Source organism: Brevibacterium sp. ZH18 (assembly GCF_022748595.1).
Lineage (GTDB): Bacteria > Actinomycetota > Actinomycetes > Actinomycetales > Brevibacteriaceae > Brevibacterium.
On the sequence record NZ_JALDSX010000012.1, the window covers coordinates 1 to 18,325 of the forward strand.

The following is an 18,325-nucleotide window of genomic DNA, read 5'->3' on the forward strand; positions in this document are numbered from 1 at the left end:
CCGAGGTCCGCCGTCTGCGCATCCGCATCATCGGGCTCAACCCCCGACACCTCGCCGAGGCGGGGGAGCGCACGCCGGATCGGTCCCGTCGGGACACCATCACCGAGGCGCTTGCCGAGTTCTCCGCGATCGGATCGGAGAGCCGTACGGTTCCCGACCTCGGTGACCAGAGTCTGGCCGATCAGGTCGTCGTGTTGCTCGAGGAAGGCAGGCTCAGCGCCGAAGAGCTGGGCGAAAGCGAACGCGACGAGCAGATGACGCAGCTCCTCGACGCCGCGGTTCGGCTGCGCCGCAATCTCGCCTGAAAGGCAATGTCGAGCTATGAATGATCAGCAATGACGGACCTGCCATGATCGACCGACGTCCGCTCCACTTCACCCTGGCCGGGATTGCCGCAACACTCATCTACTTCGGCACCGCCGAGTTCATCGCTGGTGCCTTCCAGTCCGCTGCAGCGCCGCTGCTCATCCTCGGACAGGCGATCATCCCGCTCACGCCGACCGCCCTGATCAAGGCCGCGATCGCCGTCTTCGGCACCCATGACAAGCTGGCGCTTGTCCTCACCATCGTTGTGGTCGGAGTGGCTATCGGAGCCGGCATCGGCCGGATCGGCGTCAACCGGCGGTCATTGGCTCTCGTCCTCTTCATCGGCCTCGGTCTCCTCCCCGTGGTGCTCGGTTTGAGCACCGGAGGATCACTGGCCGCGGCCGTGCCTGCTCTCGTCGGTCTGGCAGTGGGCATCGCCGCATATCTCGGACTTATCCGCCTCGGCGAGCGCTCAGAGCACTCCATGCGCGACGTCACACGCTCAGACAGAGGTCCAGCGACAGGAACTCCGGGCCAACCCGACCGACGTGCCTTCTTCGGCCTGGCCGCAGGTGTCTCCGCCGTCGGCATTGCCGCGATCGCAGCTGGTCAGTCGGCGGCGATCCTCGCACGGAATGCGGCAGGCACCCTGACGAAACTCGTGCTGCCACGTCCGGCCACCTCGGCGGCACCGGTTCCGGCGGGCGCCAGCTTCCAGCTTCCGGGCCTCGCCCCGATCATCACACCCAACGAGAACTTCTACCGGATCGACACCGCACTGATCCCACCAGCAGTCGATGCTTCATCGTGGTCGCTGCGCATCCACGGAATGGTCGAACAGGAGGTCGAGATCACGATGGACGAACTGCTTGGCCTGCCCTTGGAAGAGCACTACGTCAGCCTCGCGTGCGTGTCGAACGAAGTCGGCGGTGACCTGGTCGGGAACGCGAAATGGCTGGGCTACCCGGTGCGCGAGCTCCTCGCTCGAGCGCGACCGAAAGCGGGGGCCGACATGGTCCTGTCGGCCTCCGACGACGGGTTCAGTGCCTCGACCCCGCTCGAGGTGCTCACCGACGACCGCGCGGCACTGCTCGCGGTCGGCATGAACGGCGAACCGCTCCCGCGCGAGCACGGGTTCCCTGCTCGGCTGGTGGTGCCAGGCCTCTACGGCTTTGTCTCCGCAACGAAGTGGGTGACCGACATAGAAGTCACCCGGTTCGCGGACAAGGAGGCGTACTGGACGACGCGCGGATGGTCGACTCACGGGCCAGTGCTGGTGGCCTCCCGCGTCGATGTGCCCCAGGCTGGAATCCACGTCACCGCCGAGAATGGCGGCACGATCGTCACCGCGGGAATGGCATGGGCCCAGCACACCGGCATCGCGAAGGTGGAAGTACGTCTGGACAACGGCGACTGGCAGTCGGCGCAGCTGAGCGACGAGCTGACGAAGGACACCTGGCGGCAGTGGCGCTGCGAACTCACCGGCGTTCAAACCGGCTCTCACACGGTGACGGTGCGGGCGACCGATGCCGAGGGCAATGTCCAGATCTCCGAACGTCGACCTGCCATCCCGGGAAGCGCGACCGGACTGCACAGTCGGGATTTCACCGTCGACTGAGCCGACCTGCGCGGAAGCAGCAGAGTCTTCTCACACGCATGCGTCCCCGCGGGGACGCGTTTCTGAGAAGCTTGTGAAATATCTGACAGAACATTGTATGGTCACCGGTACGTCCTGTTCGACAGCACAATGAGGTGGTCTTCGTGTTCGGCTTACCGACGGCAACAGTCGTCATCATCTTCGGCATCCCGGCGATCTGGGTGATCTACACACTCGCCTTCGTCTACCTCTCTCGAGGGTGGAAGGCCGAGGATGTCGCTGAAGATCAGGACCTCGTCGCTCGAGCCTCGGTGACCGAGCAGGGCTCGGAAACTGAGAACGGGGGACTGGTATGAACCTCGAGACCTGGTTCCTCGTCATCTACTTCATCGCCATGGCCGGCATCGGTGTGTGGACGCTGAAGATCGGCAACAAGGACAGCGAAGGCTACCTGTTGGGCGGACGCAGCCTCGGGCCGGCCGTGACCGCACTGCGGCTGCAGAGCTCATCGATGTCGGGGTACATGTTCCTCGGTGCCGGGTCCCTGGCGTACACGAAGGGCTACTTCTCGCTCTGGTACGCGATGGGCGATATCGGCGGCGGTGTGCTCAACCTGTCCATCCTGGGCAGGCGGATGCGCAAGCTCTCACAGATCCTGGGTTCCCTGACCTCGATCGAATACCTCGAGCACCGTTACCCGTCGAAGTGGATCCGCGCGATCGCCGCCCCTGTCGCCGTGTTCTGCATCTTCTTCTACGTTATGAGCCAGTTCATCGCCGGCGGTCGCGGCCTGGAGATGGTCACCGGCGTTCCCTATGCATGGGCCCTGCTCATCGCCGTCGGCGTCATCGTCTTCTACACCTTCCTGGGCGGCTACCTGGCCGTGGCCTACACCGACTTCGTGCAGGCCATCATCATGCTCATCGGCATGGTGTGGATCCTCATCGGCACACTTCAGGCCGTGGGCGGTTGGACGGCCGGCAACAATGCCGTCGGTGAGATCAACCCGAACTTGCTCACAATGTGGGGCCCCGACGGCATCGACTCCGTCCAGTGGGGCGTCATCATCGGCGCGGTCCTCGTCTTCTCCATCGGCTACATGGGCTGGCCGCACGTCAACGTCAGCCATATGGCCATGAAGCGGCCCTCGGTCGCGCGCACAGCGAGCATGTACGCCACCGGCTTCAACCTCCTGTTCATCCCCGCGCCCTACATCGTGGGCATCATGGCGCTCATCATCCTGCCCAACCTCGATAACCCCGAGCTCGCGGTGTTCCAGGTCGCGGACACGGTGCTGCCGAACTTCGCCGTCGGCATCGTCATGGCCGGCATCATGGCAGCGATCATGTCCACCGCGGATGCCCTGCTGCTGCAGTCGGGCACGATCGCCAGCCAGGACCTGTTCCAGCGCTTCATCAAGAAGGACATGTCCGACAGCCAGTCCGTGTGGGTCTCACGCTTCACCGTCCTCATCCTCGCCATCATCGGCTACATTGTGGCGGTCAATGATCCTCCGGCCGTCGCCGAGGTGGTCATCTTCTCCACCACCGTGCTCGGTGCCGCATTCGTTCCCGTCTACGTGGCCGCCGCTTGGTGGAAGAAGGCCAACGTTCCCGGCGCAATCTCTTCGATGGTCTTGGGCACCGTGTCCTCGGTCGTCTGGCAGCTGACCGGGCTCGTCGATGTCACCGGAGTCGATCCTATGGGCGTGGGCATCGTCTGCTCGACTCTGGGACTCATCCTCGTGTCTCTGGCCAGCCAGAAGTCCCACCCGGTGCCGGCACACGTTGTCGCCGCGTTGAAGGAGACTGACAAGATCGGGGCCATCCCGGCCCACATGCTCACCGGTCAGAACGATGCCTTGGCAGCACAGGTGCCCAAGGATGCGTGAGCACCCGGAAAATGTGCCCGGTGGGGGAACAGGTCAGCCTGCTCCATCTGCTCGGGGCGATGCCGATGGTCCGGGCACTCGGGAACCCGCGCTGCGGCTGACCCCGAACATCACCGTCGCCGAGGCACTCGCTGTATTTCAGCGCAAGCTCCCCGGATCTCACGCCGAGGTCCGGGAAGTGCTCCACCCGTTCTGGTGGACGGTGCTTACTGCTCGCACCCGGGGCATCTTCAGCCGTTCCCGGAATGGTCCGCTGAGCAGCGGTGCTGTTGGTGTGGGCCCAGTGTCTGGTCAGCGAATGAATGTCCTCGTCAACGCGTACTCGGGCAAAGGGTTCATCGCAGACTTCGAGCCGCGAGGTACTGCCGTCGGTGCTGCCGAGTGGGACGCTGCACTCGAGCCATCGGACCAGGCAGGTCCGAGGCCGAGTCTGTTCGAGGTCTCGCGAACGGCCCGTTCGCTGGTGCGGACCAAGGTTGTGAAGACGGTGAAGCTGGGCATGGGAATCACCCTCGACGAGGTGGCGCCACCTCGGGGGATCCTCAAACCCAATTGGCTCGTCACCGGCGCCAACGAGAAGTTCTCAGCCACGATCCTCGTCGACGGTCTTGACTCCTCCCACTACATCGTCCGCGTCGAGAAGCTGATCCGGGACTGACTGAGAGCCAAATGCGGTGCGATCAGCTCTGGTAGGGGTTCGCATTCGGTGTTCGGCTCCGGGCGAATTCATAGGCATAGTTGAGGTACCACTCGAGTACCTTCGGGTCTTCGGCAGCGGTCCTGCTGACGGCTGAAGGATCAGCGCCTTGGAAGATCCTCTTGATGGGGATTTCCATGAGCTTTCCGGTGCGCGTCTTCGGGACTGCGGGGGCCTCGATGACTTCGTCGGGCACATATCGTGGTGAGAGTCGTGTTCGGATTGCCTGTATGATTGCCTCCCGCAGGCTATTGTCGACGTCGACTTCGTCATCGGGGACGACGAACAGCGGCATGAAATAGTCGCCCTGTTCGAGCTCGGCGCCAATGACCATCGACGCCTGGACACCCGGGACAGTATCGACTACATGACAGATGTCGGCGGATCCCATTCGAATTCCGCCCCGGTTGATCGTCGCATCAGAACGTCCATGGAGAACATAGCCACCGTCAGGAACCTTCGTCGCCCAATCCCCTTGCCGCCACATTCCAGGAATGTCGTCGAAATATGCGCTTCTGTATTTCTCACCTGTGGGGTCATTCCAGAGCTTCACTGGCATTGACGGAAGGGGCTGTGCAATGACGAGTTCGCCGACCTCACCCTCGACAGCCTCTCCGTCCTCGCGAACTGTGCGGGCATCGACGCCGAGGTAGGAACCTTGTAGCTCGCCAACATAGACGGGGTCCAAAGGATTCGAGCCCAGTATCCCGGAGGCAATGTCCGTGCCGCCGGAATCTGAGCCGAGCCGGATTTCAGAGTTGATCGAGCCATACACCCATTCCCACGCGGAAGCCGGGAGGGGAGACCCTGTGGAGAGAATCGAGCGCAGCTTGTCGAGCGAGTATAGTTCACGTGGTTGCACGCCAGAGCGTTCGATCCGAGAGAGTATCGCCGCTCCTGTGCCGAACATGCTCACATCTTCATCGCTGCAGATCAGTAGATGTCTGTCGACTCGCGGATAGGTTGGCGACCCGTCATAGGTGACGATAGTGGCGCCCCGCATCATTGAGTCGACCAGCATGTTCCACACCACCCAAGTAGTTGATACGGCAAAATGCACTCGATCACCTGGACAGATGTCGTATTGCAACCCGTTGCTCTTCAACGTTTCGAGAACGATACCGCCGTGCGAGTGCACAATGCCCTTCGGCTTTCCTGTCGTCCCTGATGAGTACAACACCCACAGCGGGTGGGAGAATTCAACTGTCGCAAATTCCAATTCCTGCGGTTGTGCCAGAATCTCGCGCAAACGGACACTTCGAACAGGAGTCGCTTGGCCTTCGCGAGATGTGTCCCCGTTCGCGCGCTCGGGCGTCAACGAATCGCTCCATCCGGTGAGAGTGTCGCTGCTGTCTGTTTCAATGAGGATGTGATTCCTGACTGAAGGTAGAGCCCCTAGTATCTTGGGCAACAGTGGCAACTGTTCATGGACCTGGCCTGCAAACTCGTTCACGTTGACGGTGATGAGTACTTTCGGTTGGAGCTGGGTGAAACGGTCGGCGATCCCATCAACACCGAAATCGGTATTCACAAGCGACCACACAGCCCCGATGCTTGCGACAGAAAGCAGAGCAGTCACTGCATCTGGAATGCTCGGCAGCACTGCACAGACAGTGTCGCCGGGTTCAACGCCGAGAGACCTGAGATGCGCGGCCAACGAGCCGACATCCTGGCGCAACTCTCGCCAGGTCTTCGACGTTCGCGGGGCGGATTCGTGGATGCCCACGATGGCCTCGGCATCAGGAGTGACCTCAGCTTGCTTGAGCAGGTTCTCGGCGTAGTTCACATTGGTACCTGCGAACCAGCGGGTGTTGACCATATCGTTCCCGGAACGTATAGGACCCAAACTGCGATCGCCGATAACGGAGAAATATTCCCAGATCGACTCCCAGAACGAGTCAATATCTGCGATGCTCCAAGCGTGCAGGTCGTCGTAGGAATCGGTAGATATGCCTCGAGTCTGCTCCAGCCATGTCTGATATCTGCGTATTTCGGATCCTGCGACACGCTCGACGCTGGGTCTCCAAAGTTCAACTCTTTTCATGTTGTTTTCCCGTCAGCCAATTGTTTAATCACCAGCCGAGTACTGGTACAAGTAAAAAGATCGCACCGCAGATCAGCATCAGCACAACCATCGCCGTCATGCAGTAACCCCATATGTCCTTGAGCCCGAGTCCCGACAGTCCGAGCGCAGGAAGGACGAAGAACGGTTGGAGGAGGTTAGTGGTCATGTCGCCGACTGAGATGGCATTGACGATTGTCGCCGGGGCGACCTTCATTGCGCCGAGGGCTTCGATCATGACCGGTCCTTGCACCTGCCACTGTCCGCCGGCAGAAGGGACGAAGACGTTGACGATCATTGCGGAGACATAGGTGAAGAAGGGGAAAGTCGCCTCGGTGGCAATCGAACCGAACAATTGGCCGATCAGCACGATGAGACCTGAACCTGTCATCATTCCGATGATTCCTGCGTAGAACGGGAATTGCAAAACGATGCCAGAGGCTGCAGGAATGCCTGCTGTGATGGATTGCGCATATTTCACTGGACTGCCGTGAAGAGCCATTCCGACGATCAGGAAGATGAAATTGATGATGTTCAGTTCGAGGTTGAACCCCTGCGCAATAAAATACGTCGTAATCGCGATGAGCCCGAATATGACAATGGTGATGTTAATGAGTCGGCTGTTGTTGATTCGATCGGAGACGGTCGCTTGAGCAGGTTCTGGATCGTCGTCTACAGCCACTGTTGTAGCGGAGACGCTGTTCTGCCTTCCGCTGGAAGTAGCTGAACGTGTTGCGAGAGTAGGATTCGAGACTCCCTGAGATGTGCCAGCCGAAGAGGGCGCTGAATATGACACGACTTCGGCATCTTTCGGCGCCATGAATATGAAAGCGACGAGGACCCCAAAGAAACCGAGTACGGCGGCACTTATCATTGTCGGACTGAACAATGTCTCTGTGACTGGGACGAGTCCGATCTTGTCCTCCAACGAATGACCGGGAGTGTTGACGAGGAGGGGAGCAGTCAGCGCCAGGGAGACCGGTTGAGTGGCGATTACCGCGGCATAGGATGCGGCGACTAGGAGACGGAAGTCGGCTACGCGAACCCGGCGCGCGATTTCGATGGCGATCAATGTGCCGCCGACAAAGCCAAGACCCCAGCTTATGAAGCCGAGAACGCCCGAGACAACCATCGTCATGATCAGCGCAGCGATCTGGGTCTTCGGAATCGAGGCGAAATGTGAGAGCAACCGATTCACGATCGGCGCTTTGGCCAGGGCATAACCAGTGACGAGGACAACAAGCATCTGCATGGCGAATTCGAGGAACGTCCAGAACCCGTTGTACCAATGTTCCGACATCTCAGGAAGCGACTGTCCTCCCAAAGTCATGCCAAGGACAAGAGTGATCAGAGTGAGAATCAGGGCGAACAGATAGGCATTCGGAAGGAACCGTTCCACTGCGAGGTTGAGGGCTCGCGAAATTGTTCTCATAGATTGCTCCTTTGCAATTGATCGCAGGTGTCGGGACGAGCGTTTTGAACCGTCGCGGTCCAATGCTCCGTCTCCCATTTTGGTTGTTTACTGGACACCTGTGTATGGGTGCAATTGCGAATTTTGCGCCCCTGGATTGTACTCAATTACAAACGAGACTGTGCCTCGAACATCCACTCGAGAGCGATGATGGTTTCCGTATTGGAAATCGTTGTGCCGGTGAGTTCTTCGAAACGGGAGATCCTGTACCGCAGCGTGTTCGGATGGCAGTGTAAAAACTGTGCTGCCTGTCGATATGAACGGTTGTGCCGCAAAAAGTGGTGCACGCTGTGCAGCAGGACTCCCTCGCCTACTTTGGAAAGATGAAGTGGGGCGAGGAAGCGGCTCTGTAGGTGGTCTATGAGGGGAGTCTGAGCAACTACGGCGATTCTCCAACTGGATTCTTCAAGCGTGTGATTGCCTTCCGTGCGGGCGCCTGAAGTAGCGGCGACCTGTTCGGCAGTGTCAAATGATGAGGCAAGCGTATCTAGGCGGCTGCGGTGCCCATACGACACCGACACTTCGGGCATTGGCGTAAACTCGTGCACGGTAATACCGATGATCTGGTCCGTGTGAATGACGCTAATTCCTCGACCGCCGATGAGCTGTGATTCGATGAGTGCCATCAGGCTGTAGATATCGATATCGGAATTTGGCGAGGGCCGTGCCGTGAACGCCCGAAAATGCAGTTCGGTATTGAGTCGGAACCGAGCTAGGGCCTTGCTCACCAGTGGCTCTTCAAAACTGCCCGTTTTCAACCGTTCAATGACATCCATCTTCAGCTCATGTGTGTGGGTGTCAAGCTGAATCCGGTGCTGGCGGTATTCAGCTGCCAGTGCAGCTGTGTACGCGTCTATAACATTGCGAATCGTGCGGTAGGTCTCGAGGATCTTCTCCGTCGGGACGCCGTGATCCCCAAAAAGTGCAGTCAGTTCGTCCGCGATCAGACCGATGCTGAACGTGTAAGACCGAATGAGATCGTCGATGGGCACGCCAGCTTCAAAACGCCGTCGGGCGATTCGTGCCCACGTATATAGGCGGTTTGACTGCGGAGCGGCGGGGTCGGTCACTGCGAGCGAGCACATTTCGATATTCTGTCGGAATGAGGATTCCAAAGCCTCGTCTCTGACATCTGCATAACTCGGAAAATCTGAGCGAACACGAGCAAGGACCTGCGCGAGCAGTTCGGTCTCCCGTTCTCCTAGTTCAGCAAGTGCAGTGAGGGCGCCTGGTTCAATCATGTTCCTGATTCTGGCACGCCTTCTGTGAACGAGTTGGGTCTCTTCAGCCCCAGTTCTTTGCGTCAGAGATGCAGAACGGGTGGCCGGCGGGATCGATGAGCACCACCCAGGTCTCACCCGGCTGCGGATCGGCGCGAGTTGCTCCGAGCTCGACGCAACGGTCGGCCGCAGCCTCGACGTCGTCGGCTGCGAGGTCCAGATGGAACTGTTTGTGCCCATCATCAGGCCAGCTCGGCCGTTTGAAGTCGGGGATCGTCCCGATGCCCAGTGCGTGGCTGGGGCCGGTGAGCATCGCATAGTTCTCATCCGAATACGCCACCGGCCAGCCCAGCACCGCTGAATAGAAATCGCCGAGCGCCGCGGCGTCCGGCGCGTCGAGCGTGACCATAGCGAGCTTCGCAACAGGAACTGTGCCCGCAGTGGCTGTGGAATCGGCTTCATTCATCTCTGTGTCAGTCATGTCTGCCATTCTTGTTCCATGGACGATGTCGTCGCTAGGAAAAATCCGCCACGTAACGGCACTGCGACGCCCAATCATGGGAAACAGGCTGGAGTGGTTCCCGAATCGCCTCCGGAGCATTTCTTCGGGATCGTGCTCAGACCGGCTCAGATGCTCGAGCACGCTCACTATTCGGCCGTCACTGATGTCGCTGAATCACTGCGCCCGTGGGTGAAGCGCTATTGGTCGGTGAATTGGGATCAGTCGGCCGGCGAGCGCTATCAGACGGCGACGGTCTCGGAGCCGACGATCAATCTCACTGTCGAATACGGTGACATTCACCGAGCGAATACAAGCGGCGCGGGAATCTGGCTGACCGGCCCGGTGACGGGGCATCGATTCGACGTCGGACTTTTCGGCCGCGGCGGCGTCATCGGAGTCAACTTCCACCTCGGCGGCACTGTGGCCTTCGCGAACGAATCTCCCGCGACGATTCGGGACACGACGGTGCCCGCTCGGACCTGGTTCCCGGGCGTAGACGACGACCTGTCTGTCGGGGATGACCTGAATGCTGGTGGTGGTCTGAGCGCCGATGACAACCTGGCAGCTGCTGTGGGGTCTTTAGAGAAATGGCTGCTGTGCTTTCGCCCGCAGATGACCAAGGGCTATGCCAAGTTCCGCCAGGTCCTCGGTCTGCTCGATGACCCGAGGATCATCAGCCTCGGCGATCTGTCAATGCGCAGCGGTACAAGCGAGCGGTCGCTGCAGAGACTGTTCCAGGCCCACTGTGGCGTCGGCGTCAAACAGATCCTGGTCCGGGCACGGATCAGGGACGCCATCGCCGCACTTGACCGGGGATGGGACGGAGGATTCAGTGACCTGGCTGCAGAGCTCGGATGGTTCGATCAATCGCACTTCACCGCTGACTTCCGCCGCGTCACCGGATACACTCCGAGCGAATACCTCAGCGCACGCGGGTGAAGCGCCCCGACCTATCCGGGAATGATCCCCTTGCCGTCGACCTTCGGGATGGCTGCGAGGAGCTTCTTCGTATAGGGATGTTGCGGGTCATTCCAGATCTGTTCTGTCGAACCCACTTCGACAATGTTACCTGCCTCCATGACAGCCACCCGGTCAGCGATCTCGCGGACCACCGAGAGGTCGTGGCTGATGAAGATCATCGACGCACCGGAGTCGATGGCCAGGTCCCTCATCATCCGCGCGATCCTCGCCTGGAGGAACGCATCCAGTGAGGCGATCGGCTCATCACCGACGAGCACCTTGGGCCCGGCCGCCAATGCCCGCGCGATCGCGATGCGCTGGCGTTGTCCGCCGGAGAACGAATGCGAGAACCTGTCCGCAGCATCGACGGGCAGATCGACCGCTTCGAGGAGAGATTCCACCGTCCAGGTGTGTTCGGGGTCGAGCGCGAGTGCGTCGGTGAGCTGATCCCTGATGCGTCTGCGGGGATTCAATGATGCGTAGGGATTCTGGAAGACCATCTGGACTCCCAGCAGGTTCTTGGGCCGGCGGCCAAGGCCGAGGGGTTTCACCGGGTGGGATTCGAAGGTGATAGTGCCGCCTGCCGTCTTCTCGAGTCCGCAGATGAGTTTGGCCAGCGTGGACTTCCCGCAACCGGATTCGCCGACGAGGCCCAGTACTTCCGAGTGCCCCAGCTGGAGGGAGACGTTACTGACGGCGCGGAATCGGCCGCCGCCATTGAGCTTGTATTCGCAGGAGACATTGTCGAGTTCGAGCAGCGGTGCCGCGGACTCACGAGGGATGTCTTCGGTCGTTGTTGTGGTTGTCATCAGCGTGAGACCTCCGCTCCGGGCAGTGATTCGATGAGTGACCTGGTGTACTCATGCTTCGGTGCGGTGATCACAGGTTCACGATCGCCGGTCTCGACGACCACACCGTTCTGCATCACGACGATGGTGTCGGCCACCGAGGACAGCACACCGAAGTCGTGAGTCACGAGCAAAACGGCAAGTTTGAGGTCATCACAGAGTTCGCGCAGCAGTCGCAGGATTCCCGCCTGCACGGTGACATCGAGGGCGGTGGTCGGTTCATCAGCGATGAGCACCTTCGGGTCGCAGATGATCGCCGAGGCGAAGGCGATGCGCTGCAGCTGACCGCCGGAGAACTGATGCGGGTACTTCCCGATCGCTTCCTCAGGGTGGGGCACGCGCGTGCGCTCGAGGATGTTGACGGCGCGTTCGAGAGCTTCCTTCTTCGAGACCTTCTTGTGGTGGCGGAGGTGATCGGTGATCTGGTCACCGACGGTGAGCATGGGATGAAACGCCGAGGCGGGATCCTGGAACACCATCGACAGCTGCACCCCACGCAGTCGGTTGTGGACCTTGGCGGGCATTCCCACCAACTCGGTGCCGTCGAAGTCGATGCTGCCGCTCAACTGGGCACCGGCGGGGGAGAGGCCCATGATCGCCAGCCCGGTCTGGGTCTTGCCGGACCCGGAGGCACCGGCGACACCGGTGATCTTGCCCGCCTCCAGATCGAATGAGACATTGCGCAGAATGTGCTTCTCGTCCTTGCCCGTCGTCACCGACAGGCTGAGGTCTCTTATGCTGATCATGCTCATGAGGTGGTCTCTCCCACTTCCTGTGCGGTGTGCGGGTCAAGGGAGTCGCGCAGACTGTCGCCGATGAAATTGAAGGCCATGACGATCGTGAGGATGCACAGGCCGGGGAAGAACGCGATCCACCACGAAGCGAACTGTGAGACGCCTTCGCTGATCATCGCGCCCCAGTCGGGTGTCGGTGGGACGACGCCCAGCGACAGGAACGAGAGTCCGGCCATGGTCAGGATCGCCGAACCCACATCGAGGGTGGCGAGGACAACGACGGGAGAGAGCACGTTTGGTGAGATCTCGCGCAGGAGTGACTTTCCGGCGCTGAATCCCAGCAGCCTTCCCGCGACGACATATTCGCTGTTGCGTGCCGTCATCACCAGAGATCTGGTGACGCGTGCGTAGGAGGGCCAGGAGACGAGGAGGATTGCGATGATGGCGTTCTTCAGACCTGGGCCCAGTGCTGCAGCGATGACCATGGCGAGGATGATGGTCGGAAAAGCGAAGACGAGGTCGGCGATGCGCATGATGACCTCGTCCACGGCTCGCCCGAAATAGCCGGCGATTGCGCCGAGGACCGATCCGAGCACTGACGAGCAGATGACGACGAAGATCGCTGCAGGCAGTGTGGTGCGCGCGGAGACAACGAGTCGGGAGAGCACGTCGCGGCCCAGGGTGTCGGTGCCCAGCAGGTTCTCACCTCCGGGTGGGGCCAGCCGGGTGAAGTCCTGGGCGAGCGGATTGAACGGGGCGATGAGCGGCGCGAAAATCGCGACGATCAGCCAGATGGCGAGGATGACGGCTCCGACGAATCCCAACGGGGTGCGCAGAGCCTTGGGAAATCGGACTCTCCACCGTTTGACACCGAGGTCGACAGGATTGCCCTCAAGCACCTCGGCGTCGGTGTCGGGGGAGTTCGTCGGTGGCTGTTTGGGTGAACTGATGCTCATCGCACCCTCACTCTCGGATCCACGAAGCCGTAGATCAGGTCGACGATGAAATTGACGAGGATGTACACGATTCCGATGACGAGACCCACGCCCATGATGACCGGAAGGTCAAGGGTCGTCGCGCCACGGAAGGCGTACTGGCCCAGACCATTCCAGGCGAAGACGGTCTCAGTCAGGACCGCGCCGGAGAGGAGTGAGCCGAAAGCCAGGCCGACCACCGTGATGATGGGGACGAGAGCGCCGCGGAAGATGTATTTGAAGATGACGGTGCGAGCAGGAAGGCCCTTCGCCTTGGCCGCCGTGACGTAGTCGAGTCTGATGATGTCGAGGACACTTGAGCGGCTGAACCGTGTGAGCAGGCCGATCGTGAACAGTGCCAGGACGCATGAGGGCAGGATCAGGTGGCCGAAGGCGTTGACGAACGTCGACATCTGGCCGGCCAAGAGGGAATCGAGAGTGTACAGACCGGTGACCCTGGGCGGTGGCTGGAGCCACGGATCAAGGCGCCCGGCACCGGGAACCACACGGAGTTTGAAGAAGAAGACGTAGTAGCCGACGGCCGCGATCCAGAACGTCGGTGCGGAGATGCCGATGAGGCTCAGCGTGCGGATGGCGTGATCGAGGAACCGGTTCTGGTTGAGCGCGCTGGCCAGACCCAGCATCAGGCCGATGATGACCGAGATGAGGATGGCCCCGATGCCCAGTTCGATCGACGCAGGGAAGACCTGTCCGATCGATTGGAGGACTGGTGTCCGGGTCTGGTTCGAGACACCCATATCACCCTGCAGCAGATTGCTCAGATAGGTGAAGTACTGCACGATCAGGGGTTGGTCGAGCCCGAGACGCTCGCGGGTCGCCGCTACGATCGCGGGATCCGCGGCCGCCCGGTCGCCGAGGATGGCGGCGACCGGGTCGGTGGGGACCAGGTTCGTGAGCAGGAACGTCACGATGGTCACGCCCCAGATGAGGAGCAGACTGATCCCTATCCGGATGAGGATGTAGCGCAGCAGCGGAGGCAGCAGGGGCGGTTTTATCCGCTGTGCCTCGTCGGTGCTCGGTGGGGAAGTGGTGGAGCTATCGGTGGTGCCGACCGTCATTCTCACTCAGCTTTCGCGAAGTCGAATGAGACGTCAGCGTTGGAGACGTACTTGGTGATGCTCGACCCCACAGCCACGGTATTGACAGGCTGGACCAGGGGGATCCAGACACCGGTGTCTGCAGTCGCCTTGTACAGCTTGGCGTAGGCAGCGTCACGAGCCTCACCCTCAGTCTTCTCGGCAGCCTCAGCAAGCTTGGTCAGCTCAGGGTCTCCATCTTTGCCCCAATTGACGCGTTCGGCGACGCTGCCGCCGGGGATGAAGACGTTGTAGTTGGTGGGATCCGGGAAGTCAGCACCCCAGGTGCCGATGCCCATGGGCTGCTTGGCCGAGCGGAAACCATCAAGCTGTGTCGAACTCGGTGCCGGTTTGAGCGCGAGGTTGATGCCCGCCTCTTTCAGCTGAGCCTGCAGGGTTTCAGCCAGCTGCGCCAGATCGACACCGTTGACGGACTGATCACTCGAATAGTGGAAGGGGATCTCTTCACCCTTGTAACCGGCCTTCTTGAGCAACTTCTTTGTCTTCTCAAGGTCACGTTCGGGTGCCTGGTCCTTGGGGACGGCTCCGACGAACTCATTGGGGACCAGGCTGGCCATACGCTGCGAGCCTTCACCGGCGAGCTCGGTGAGCTTGTCGTAGTCGATAGCGGACGTGACGGCCTTGCGGAAATCGGGGTTGGCCGCAGGTCCGCCGATCTTCTTGTCGGTGTTGTTGAAGATGTAGAGGCTCTTCGTCGACGGCAGGCTGGAGATCTTACCCATGGAGTCATCGATCTGTTTCGCCTGGTCGGAGTTGAGGTCGAAGGCGACCTGCGCCTGGCCGGACTGGATGTCGGTCAGCTGGGTCTCTGCGGAGACGTTGCGGAGGACGACTCGCTTGTACTTGGGAGCGGGACCGTTGTAGTTCTCGTTCGCGGTCAGCACGACCTGACTGTCGGCATTGTAGGTGTCGACCTTGTACGGCCCCGAGCCCTGCGAGTTCTCATTGAGGAAGGCTTCGGCTCCGTCCTTCTCATCGGTGTTGCCCTTGTTCTCCTTGACGACCTTCGAATTGACGATGCCGATCGAGGAGTTGGGCAAAATGTAGGGCAGAGCAGGATTGGGCTTCTTGCTGATGAGTTCGAGGGATTCGTCGTCGACCTTCTTCACGGTCACGCCGTCAAGGAAGAACGAGGGATTGCCCTTGAGGCCTTGGAGCCGTTTGAAGGAGAAGACGATGTCGTCAACGGTGACGGGATCTCCGTTGGAGAACTTTGCGTCCTTCTCTTTGAGCGTCAGCGTCATCTTCTTGTCGCCATCGGACATTGTGAAGGAGCACAGACCATCGCTTGGTTTGGTCTGGTCGCCGTCCTTGAATTCCAAAGCGGTCTGATAGATCGCGTTGTCGATGGTCGAGCCGGTGAATTCGAACTGCCGGTGGGGATCGATCGTCTTGAGGTTGAAGGCGGTCTCGGCGACGAGCGTGTCGCTGGCGTCACCCCCTCCCTTGTCTCCTCCGCTGCAAGCAGCCAGACCGAAGGTGAGAGCGAGAGCTGAACCGATTGCGAGCACTCGGTGGGGGAGACGAGCCTTCATGTGGGATTCCTTACGTTAGGTGTTGTAGCTCACACTAAATCCCAATCAGCCTCCGTTCAATCAGCCATGCCACAACGCTGAGTGTTTTCTGCTGTGGCATTCCACCAATGTCTCACCAGGTGGGAGGCCTGACCTGGGCGGGAAGCTGCTGGCCAAACGTGTACAGGCGCGGCGCCTCTGCACTATCTCTGCATGTTTGGCCTGCGGTTGCAGAATGCAGTCGCCTCAGCTGTGCCATTCCTTCGAGCTGCTGATTTTGCGGAAGGAACGGACCAGAGCCAGTACCGCCGGTGACGGAACGCGTTCAGGCAGCTGTGACAGCACGATCCGACGAGGCGCTGGGTTCCCTCTGATCGAAACCACTTTGACGTCGGAGCCGTGTGAGCGCACGGCCAGGCTGGGAGCGATGGCGACACCGAGGCCGGCCGAGACCATTCCGAGCAGCTCCTGATAGTCGTTGGCCTCGAAGACGATGCGCGGGTCGAATCCGGCTTCGCGGCAAATGCGGCCGAGCACCGAGGCGACAGGGTGGGAAGAGCGGGTGATCCACGGGTCCTCTGCGACCTCTTCGAGAGTGATGACTCTGCGTCTGGCCAGAGGATGCGAGGAGGGGATGAGCAGTTTCGTGGGCTCTTTGAGCAGGGTCGTCCGGACGGGGATCTCCTGGTCGATCGGCGCCCACGGGTAGTCCCACAGGGTTGCCAGGTCCACTTCACGTCGTTCAAGTGCCTCTTGGATCCGGCCGAGCCGGTAGCTCTTGACCGTCACGTCCACCTCGGGGTGGAGGTCGTGGAAGTGCTGGAGCACCTTCGGCATCACCGAGGCTGCGAACGTCGGGAATGTCGCAATTCGAACCTCGCCGCGTTCGAGCTGCGCGAATGCCGACATGTCATTGCGCGCGGCGGTAAGGGCATTGTCGATCGTCGTCGCGTACGTGGAGAGCTTGACTCCTGCATCGGTGAGCCGCATTCCTTTGGGATGGCGCATGACGAGGGGCAGTCCCACTTCGCGTTCGAGTTTGCTGATCTGCTGTGACACCGCCGAGGTGGACAGGGCAAGTTCGTCCGCTGCTGCCGACAGGCTGCCGGTCCGATAGACGAGAAGCAGCAGGAGGAGTCGATCGACGTTGTAGGGCGCTGAACTCATGGTTTAAGAATAACTTATAGAGATGTAAATAAGTATTGATTGAACTTAATATGCCGATGTGAAAACTTGATTCCTGTCGTCGCAGACAGCGGCGAAGGATCAAGGAGATTCGAGTGGCTCATCAGCTCCACGGCCAGTGGTACAGAGGTGGAACATCCAAGTGCTGGCTGTTCGCCAATGACGAGATGCCGGCTGACAGGGCAGGCATAGCGCTCGCCCTGGCCGCTGCCTTCGGCTCCGGCGACGAGCGTCAGCTCAATGGTGTCGGCGGCGCTTCGTCGACGACATCGAAGGCTGCTGTCATCTCGCCGTCTGCGATTCCCGGCATCGACATCAGCTATCTGTTCGCACAGGTCGGGATCGGAGCATCTGGGGTCGAGTTCACGTCGAACTGCGGCAACTGCGCCTCGGCGGTGGCGCTCTACGCGATTCAGAACGGACTGGTCCGTCCGCAGGGCGAAACCACCCCGGTGCGCATGGTCAATGAGAACACCCGCTCGGTCCTCGTTGCCGATGTGGCGACGCCGGACAAGAGGATTCCGTCGAACGGCGCTGAGACTATCCCGGGCTCGTCGATGCCCGGCGTACCCATCAACGTCTTCTTCGAGAATGTCGACGGTGCGTCCACCGGAGAGCTGCTGCCGACCGGAGGCGCGATGACTCGCTTGGCATACGCCGACCGGTTCGTCGCCGCCAGCTGCATCGATGCCGGTGCCCCAGCTTGCTTCGTCAACGCAGCAGAGCTCGGCATGACAGGAATCGAATCGGTTGCCGAGACACGGCTGAGACTGGGTGAGCTCATCGCGATCCGGTCTGCGGCATCGGTGGCTATGGGGCTCTCGGCTGAGGACGAAGTGCCGAGTCCCGCTGTTCCCAAAGTGGGGACAGTCGCCGCCCCCACTGACTACACAAGCATCTCGGGGGAGAGGATCTCCGCGGCCGACTACGACATTTCGGCTCGAATGGTGTCGATGTTTGACCCACATCCGGCCATTGGGATCACTTCCGCGATCGCTCTGGCCAGAGATGCCTTCGTCGATGGCAGTCTCGTCAACTCGATCGTCGGGAGCAGGGCGCTCTCGGCCGTCGCCGGAGGCGAAGAGATCTCCATCCGCATCGGGACACCGGTCGGAGTCATCTCCTGCCAAGTCCAACTCGACGAGGCAGGAGGTGTCGCCCGCCTGGGAGTCAGGCGAGTAGCCCGCCGGATCGCGCATGCGGACATCGATCTTCCTCAGGTCGGCTGAACAAGGTCGGCTGAACG

At 60.6% G+C, this 18,325-nt stretch carries 17 protein-coding genes; 7 read left to right on the forward strand and 10 right to left on the reverse strand.

Annotated features, from left to right (window positions below):
- From MPN20_RS06660 to MPN20_RS06680, 5 genes are all read left to right on the forward strand, one after another.
- The coding region (locus MPN20_RS06660; protein ID WP_242780715.1) for a hypothetical protein at window positions 1-305 on the forward strand (305 nt) is incomplete at its 5' end.
- Window positions 306-325: 20 nt separating this feature from the next.
- The gene (locus tag MPN20_RS06665) at window positions 326-1,924 is read left to right on the forward strand and encodes a molybdopterin-dependent oxidoreductase (protein WP_242780716.1); all 1,599 of its coding nucleotides are present in this window, start codon (window positions 326-328) and stop codon (window positions 1,922-1,924) included.
- Window positions 1,925-2,067: 143 nt separating this feature from the next.
- Window positions 2,068-2,259: a hypothetical protein gene (locus MPN20_RS06670; RefSeq protein WP_242780717.1), complete on the forward strand. Its 192-nt coding sequence runs from the start codon at window positions 2,068-2,070 to the stop codon at window positions 2,257-2,259.
- A complete protein-coding gene (locus MPN20_RS06675; protein ID WP_242780718.1) occupies window positions 2,256-3,794 on the forward strand; it encodes a sodium/proline symporter in 1,539 nt (512 codons plus the stop codon). The genes MPN20_RS06670 and MPN20_RS06675 overlap by 4 nt, the downstream gene beginning before the upstream one ends.
- On the forward strand, window positions 3,787-4,452 hold the full coding sequence (locus tag MPN20_RS06680; RefSeq protein ID WP_242780719.1) for a hypothetical protein: 666 nt from the start codon (window positions 3,787-3,789) through the stop codon (window positions 4,450-4,452). The genes MPN20_RS06675 and MPN20_RS06680 overlap by 8 nt, the downstream gene beginning before the upstream one ends.
- Before the next feature lie 22 nt (window positions 4,453-4,474).
- Here the strand turns inward: MPN20_RS06680 and MPN20_RS06685 are convergent, their stop codons facing one another.
- The 4 genes from MPN20_RS06685 to MPN20_RS06700 form a co-directional block, all read right to left on the reverse strand.
- On the reverse strand, window positions 4,475-6,535 hold the full coding sequence (locus MPN20_RS06685) for an acetoacetate--CoA ligase (protein ID WP_242780720.1): 2,061 nt from the start codon (window positions 6,533-6,535) through the stop codon (window positions 4,475-4,477).
- Window positions 6,536-6,563: 28 nt separating this feature from the next.
- Window positions 6,564-7,985, reverse strand: coding sequence for a TIGR00366 family protein (locus MPN20_RS06690; protein ID WP_242780721.1), 1,422 nt, complete (start codon window positions 7,983-7,985; stop codon window positions 6,564-6,566).
- Window positions 7,986-8,131: 146 nt separating this feature from the next.
- Entirely contained in the window at window positions 8,132-9,265 is a 1,134-nt protein-coding gene (locus MPN20_RS06695) for a helix-turn-helix domain-containing protein (protein WP_242780722.1), read from the reverse strand.
- Window positions 9,266-9,308: 43 nt separating this feature from the next.
- Window positions 9,309-9,725, reverse strand: a complete 417-nt coding sequence (locus tag MPN20_RS06700; RefSeq protein ID WP_242780723.1) for a VOC family protein — start codon at window positions 9,723-9,725, stop codon at window positions 9,309-9,311.
- Window positions 9,726-9,743: 18 nt separating this feature from the next.
- On the opposite strand from MPN20_RS06700, the gene MPN20_RS06705 reads away from it, so the two are divergent.
- Entirely contained in the window at window positions 9,744-10,685 is a 942-nt protein-coding gene (locus MPN20_RS06705) for a helix-turn-helix transcriptional regulator (RefSeq protein WP_242780724.1), read from the forward strand.
- A gap of 11 nt (window positions 10,686-10,696) precedes the next feature.
- On the opposite strand, the gene MPN20_RS06710 is transcribed toward MPN20_RS06705, so the two are convergent.
- The 6 genes from MPN20_RS06710 to MPN20_RS06735 form a co-directional block, all read right to left on the reverse strand.
- Window positions 10,697-11,515 carry an ATP-binding cassette domain-containing protein gene (locus MPN20_RS06710; protein ID WP_242780725.1) on the reverse strand — a complete coding sequence of 273 codons (819 nt, stop codon included), beginning with the start codon at window positions 11,513-11,515 and terminating at the stop codon, window positions 10,697-10,699.
- Window positions 11,515-12,300, reverse strand: coding sequence for an ABC transporter ATP-binding protein (locus tag MPN20_RS06715; RefSeq protein ID WP_242780726.1), 786 nt, complete (start codon window positions 12,298-12,300; stop codon window positions 11,515-11,517). The genes MPN20_RS06710 and MPN20_RS06715 overlap by 1 nt, the downstream gene beginning before the upstream one ends.
- Before the next feature lie 2 nt (window positions 12,301-12,302).
- Window positions 12,303-13,244 (reverse strand): ABC transporter permease, encoded by a 942-nt coding sequence (locus tag MPN20_RS06720; RefSeq protein ID WP_242780727.1) that lies wholly within the window; start codon window positions 13,242-13,244, stop codon window positions 12,303-12,305.
- Window positions 13,241-14,341, reverse strand: a complete 1,101-nt coding sequence (locus MPN20_RS06725; protein ID WP_242780728.1) for an ABC transporter permease — start codon at window positions 14,339-14,341, stop codon at window positions 13,241-13,243. Before MPN20_RS06725 ends, MPN20_RS06720 begins: the two co-directional genes overlap by 4 nt.
- A gap of 2 nt (window positions 14,342-14,343) precedes the next feature.
- Entirely contained in the window at window positions 14,344-15,915 is a 1,572-nt protein-coding gene (locus MPN20_RS06730) for an ABC transporter substrate-binding protein (RefSeq protein ID WP_242780729.1), read from the reverse strand.
- A gap of 225 nt (window positions 15,916-16,140) precedes the next feature.
- On the reverse strand, window positions 16,141-17,061 hold the full coding sequence (locus MPN20_RS06735; protein WP_242780730.1) for a LysR family transcriptional regulator: 921 nt from the start codon (window positions 17,059-17,061) through the stop codon (window positions 16,141-16,143).
- A gap of 113 nt (window positions 17,062-17,174) precedes the next feature.
- On the opposite strand from MPN20_RS06735, the gene MPN20_RS06740 reads away from it, so the two are divergent.
- Complete coding sequence (locus MPN20_RS06740) at window positions 17,175-18,308, forward strand: PrpF domain-containing protein (RefSeq protein ID WP_242780731.1); 1,134 nt, start codon at window positions 17,175-17,177, stop codon at window positions 18,306-18,308.
- Window positions 18,309-18,325: the final 17 nt, after the last annotated feature.

Excerpts from the sequence above, each read along its gene's own strand:
- MPN20_RS06690 (WP_242780721.1), bottom strand. The coding sequence starts at position 7,985 with ATGAGAACAATTTCGCGAGCCCTCAACCTCGCAGTGGAACGGTTCCTT.
- MPN20_RS06720 (WP_242780727.1), bottom strand. The coding sequence starts at position 13,244 with ATGAGCATCAGTTCACCCAAACAGCCACCGACGAACTCCCCCGACACC.
- MPN20_RS06675 (WP_242780718.1), top strand. The coding sequence starts at position 2,256 with ATGAACCTCGAGACCTGGTTCCTCGTCATCTACTTCATCGCCATGGCC.
- MPN20_RS06695 (WP_242780722.1), bottom strand. The coding sequence starts at position 9,265 with ATGATTGAACCAGGCGCCCTCACTGCACTTGCTGAACTAGGAGAACGG.
- MPN20_RS06680 (WP_242780719.1), top strand. The coding sequence starts at position 3,787 with ATGCGTGAGCACCCGGAAAATGTGCCCGGTGGGGGAACAGGTCAGCCT.
- MPN20_RS06705 (WP_242780724.1), top strand. The coding sequence starts at position 9,744 with ATGGACGATGTCGTCGCTAGGAAAAATCCGCCACGTAACGGCACTGCG.
- MPN20_RS06710 (WP_242780725.1), bottom strand. The coding sequence starts at position 11,515 with ATGACAACCACAACAACGACCGAAGACATCCCTCGTGAGTCCGCGGCA.
- MPN20_RS06730 (WP_242780729.1), bottom strand. The coding sequence starts at position 15,915 with ATGAAGGCTCGTCTCCCCCACCGAGTGCTCGCAATCGGTTCAGCTCTC.
- MPN20_RS06685 (WP_242780720.1), bottom strand. The coding sequence starts at position 6,535 with ATGAAAAGAGTTGAACTTTGGAGACCCAGCGTCGAGCGTGTCGCAGGA.
- MPN20_RS06735 (WP_242780730.1), bottom strand. The coding sequence starts at position 17,061 with ATGAGTTCAGCGCCCTACAACGTCGATCGACTCCTCCTGCTGCTTCTC.
- MPN20_RS06700 (WP_242780723.1), bottom strand. The coding sequence starts at position 9,725 with ATGACTGACACAGAGATGAATGAAGCCGATTCCACAGCCACTGCGGGC.
- MPN20_RS06665 (WP_242780716.1), top strand. The coding sequence starts at position 326 with ATGATCAGCAATGACGGACCTGCCATGATCGACCGACGTCCGCTCCAC.
- MPN20_RS06725 (WP_242780728.1), bottom strand. The coding sequence starts at position 14,341 with ATGACGGTCGGCACCACCGATAGCTCCACCACTTCCCCACCGAGCACC.
- MPN20_RS06715 (WP_242780726.1), bottom strand. The coding sequence starts at position 12,300 with ATGATCAGCATAAGAGACCTCAGCCTGTCGGTGACGACGGGCAAGGAC.